This window comes from Streptomyces nanshensis, assembly GCF_001751255.1.
GTDB classification, from domain to species: domain Bacteria; phylum Actinomycetota; class Actinomycetes; order Streptomycetales; family Streptomycetaceae; genus Streptomyces; species Streptomyces nanshensis_A.
The window spans coordinates 1-3430 of sequence record NZ_LJGW01000621.1; the positions used below are offsets into that span (position 1 = coordinate 1).

The 3430-nt window shown below is 71.2% G+C and carries 4 protein-coding genes; 2 read left to right on the forward strand and 2 right to left on the reverse strand.

Annotated elements, in window-relative coordinates:
* Both AN218_RS30355 and AN218_RS30360 read right to left on the reverse strand, forming a co-directional pair.
* On the reverse strand, window positions 1–778 hold a 778-nt coding region (locus tag AN218_RS30355), incomplete at its 3' end, for an NADH-quinone oxidoreductase subunit B (RefSeq protein WP_244900841.1).
* Window positions 769–1140 carry an NADH-quinone oxidoreductase subunit A gene (locus AN218_RS30360; RefSeq protein WP_070020246.1) on the reverse strand — a complete coding sequence of 124 codons (372 nt, stop codon included), beginning with the start codon at window positions 1138–1140 and terminating at the stop codon, window positions 769–771. The genes AN218_RS30355 and AN218_RS30360, both read right to left, overlap by 10 nt.
* Before the next feature lie 465 nt (window positions 1141–1605).
* Here AN218_RS30360 and AN218_RS30365 point away from each other — a divergent pair, with 465 nt between their 5' ends.
* The gene (locus AN218_RS30365) at window positions 1606–2445 is read left to right on the forward strand and encodes a serine protease (protein WP_070020247.1); all 840 of its coding nucleotides are present in this window, start codon (window positions 1606–1608) and stop codon (window positions 2443–2445) included.
* 308 nt (window positions 2446–2753) lie between these two features.
* The coding region (locus AN218_RS30370) for a sensor domain-containing protein (protein ID WP_171908857.1) at window positions 2754–3430 on the forward strand (677 nt) is incomplete at its 3' end.

Genomic DNA, 3430 nt, shown 5'->3' on the forward strand with positions numbered 1-3430 from the left:
CCTCCGGCTCCGCGCCCGGACTCCCGTCCGCCGCACCGCCGTTGGGACCGGCCCCGCCGCTGCCGGAACCGCTCGCACCGCTCGTACCCGTCGCGCCGTTCGTACCGTTCGCGTCGGTGGCACCGTTCGTACCGCTCGCATCGGCCGCGCCGCCCGCGCCCTCCGGCGGCTTCACCAGCCCGCTCCTCAGCGCCGCCGCCGACGGGCGCCCGCGCCCGGACGTCGCGTACCGCTGCGCCGTCGACTCCGCCGCGATCTTGTCCTGGAGCTTCAGCACTCCCTGGAGCAGCGCCTCGGGGCGCGGCGGGCAGCCCGGCACATAGACGTCGACGGGGATGATCTGGTCCACGCCCTTGGTGACGGCGTACGAATCCCAGTACGGGCCGCCGCAGTTGGAGCACGCCCCGAAGGAGATCACGTACTTCGGCTCGGGCATCTGCTCGTACAGCCGCTTGACCGCGGGCGCCATCTTGTCGGTGACCGTTCCCGAGACGACCATCAGGTCCGCCTGCCGCGGTCCCGGTGCGAACGGGATGACGCCGAGCCGGATGAAGTCGTGCCGCGCCATCGACGCGGCGATGAACTCGATGGCGCAGCAGGCGAGTCCGAAGTTGAAGACCCAGAGGCTGTAGCGGCGGCCCCAGTTGAGGACGACCTTCATCGGTTCCGGGGCGAGCCGGGCCAGCGGCCCGAGAGCCTTGGCCGCCGGCGCCCCGCCGCCGGGCCGCCCCGGGTCGGGCAGATCCACGGGACCGTTCCGCGCGTTCGTCACGCCCATTCCAGGACGCCCTTCTTCCATGCGTACAGCAGGCCGACGGTGAGGAATCCGAGGAAGACGAACATCTCCGTCAGTGTGACGCCGCCGAATCCCGGCGCCGCGAAGACCGTCGCCCAGGGAAAGAGGAACACCGAGTCGACCGCGAAGATCACGTACAGGAACGCATAGACGTAGTAACGGACCTGGGTGTGCGCCCAGCCCTCGCCGACCGGGTCGACGCCGCATTCGTACGTGAGGAATTTCTCCCGCGTCGGCACCACCGGACGCAGCAGCCGCCCGGCTCCGAAGGCCACGGAGACGAAGAGCACTCCGACCACCGCGACCAGACCGACGACCGAATAGCCGTGGAAGTAGTCCGGCACGTCCGCCCTTTCCTCACTCTCTCGTCGGCCCGCCCGTCGCCCTCGTCCTGCGGGCCGTCGGGGCCCGGGCCGGGGCGACGCCCGTGTGCCGCGCTTCGTGCGCGTTCCGCACATCCCGTACGTCCCGCGCCCGCGCGCGTCCGGGCCGCGCTCTCCGCGTCGTCCGCGCTGTCCGCACCGTCTTCCTCGCGCCGTCTTGCTCGCGCGGGCGTCCAGCGCTCGGTACGCAGGGGAGTCTAGGGCGTACGCGCAATCTCTCACCCGGCAGGACCTGGCTGCCGAATACGTGCCGCATCTGCCCCTGTATGGGGCTGTTGTCGCCGGAAACCGCCCCTTGCCAGGCCGCGTACCGCCGGACGAGAATCGCACAACGCTTGTCGGGGGTTGCCCAATTCCCTGATTACCAGGGCGATTTGGGCAGCACCGGTGGGCTACGCGCGTAACCCCCCACGAGAGGAAGAACCCGTGCAGAAGCCTCGCAAGACCGTCACGAGACTCATAGCCGGTGCCGCTGTCGCGCTCGGTGCGGTGAGCCTGGCCCCGATGGGCATCGCCATGGCCGGCCAGGACCACGCCGCCCAGAAGTCCGCCACGCAGCAGGTCGAGCAGCACTCCGACGACGTCAGCGCCAAGATCGTCGGCGGCGAGGAAGCGAAGAAGGGCGACTTCCCCTGGATGGTCCGCCTGTCCATGGGCTGCGGCGGCGCGCTCTACGAGAAGGACGTCGTCCTGACCGCCGCCCACTGCGTGGACGGCAGCGGCGCCGACGACAGCATCACCGCCACCGGTGGCGTCGTCGACCTCGAGGACTCCGACGCGGTCGAGGTGAAGTCCAAGGAGGTCCTCCAGGCCCCCGGTTACGACGGCACGGGCAAGGACTGGGCGCTCATCAAGCTCGCCGAGCCGATCGACCAGGACACCCTGCCGATCGCGGAGGACGACACCAACAACAAGGGCGACTTCACCATCGCCGGCTGGGGCGCCGACAAGGAGGGCGGCGAGCAGCAGCAGAAGATGCTGACGGCGACCGTGCCCTTCGTGGACGACGCGACCTGTAAGAAGGCCTACTCCGAGCTCGTCGAGGACGAGGAGCTGTGCGCCGGCCTCATCGACGAGGGCGGTATCGACTCCTGCCAGGGCGACTCCGGCGGCCCGATGTTCCGCAAGGACGAGGCCGGCAAGCCCGTCCAGGTCGGCATCGTGAGCTGGGGCGAGGGCTGTGCGCGCAAGGGCAAGCCCGGTGTCTACACCGAGGTGAGCACCTTCGCCGCCGACATCAAGAAGGCCGCGGCCGACCTGGGCTGACGCCCGCCGGTCCCGCCGGTCACGCCGGAGCGGACCGCTCGTCGTGACGGCGTCCCCTGAGGACCCGCTCAAGACGGTCTGTCCGCACCGGACTTCGACCGCCCGCGACGCCCGTGCGCACGGTTCGCCCGCGCACGGGCGTCGTCGTGTGTACGGACACGTACGAGCGCTCTACGGGGACGTACGAGGGAGCGGCCCCGCTCACGCGGACCCCGGGACCCCGTTCCGGAGCGGGGTGGGGTTATCCCCACGCACGGCCCCCGCCGGACCCCATGGCGCCGCCCCCGCCCACCGGGCAGGCTTGGCCCATGACCGCGAGCGCACACCCTTCCGGGCACGGGGATCCCGTCCACGGGAACTCCCAGGACGCGGACTTCCGAGACGCGGACTTCCAGGACCGTGACTCCCCGGACGAGCGCCTTCCGCCGCCGGGCCCGGTCCTCAGCGCGCAGACATGGCGGGAGATCGTCCATCTCCTGGCCAACATGCCGGTGGGCGTGGCCGGTTTCGTCTGCGTCGCCGTGTTCATCTACGCGAGCACGGCGCTCTCCTTCACCCTGATCGGGCTGCCGCTGCTCGCGGTCACGCTGCGGGGGACCCGCACGCTCGGCCGGTTCGAACGCGCCCGCGCGCGGGCCCTGTTGCGCGTACGGGTCGAGGAGCCGAGCCCGCTGCGCGCACGCGAGAAGGGGTTCCTCGCGTGGCTGTGGGCGCAGTTGAAGGACTCGGTGGCCTGGCGGCACGTCCTCTACTTCTTCGTACGGCTGCCCTGGGGCTGGCTCAGCTTCGGGGTGACGGTGCCCGCGCTCTTCGTCGCCTGGCCGGCGCTGCCGTGGCTGGCGCGCGGACTGACCAACGTGGACCGGGCCCTCGTCCGCGCCCTGCTCTCACCGTCGGACGAACTGGAGCGGCGCATCGCCGAGTTGGAGTCGGGGCGTGGGTCGGTGGCCGACACGGCCGCGGCGGATCTGCGCCGTATCGAACG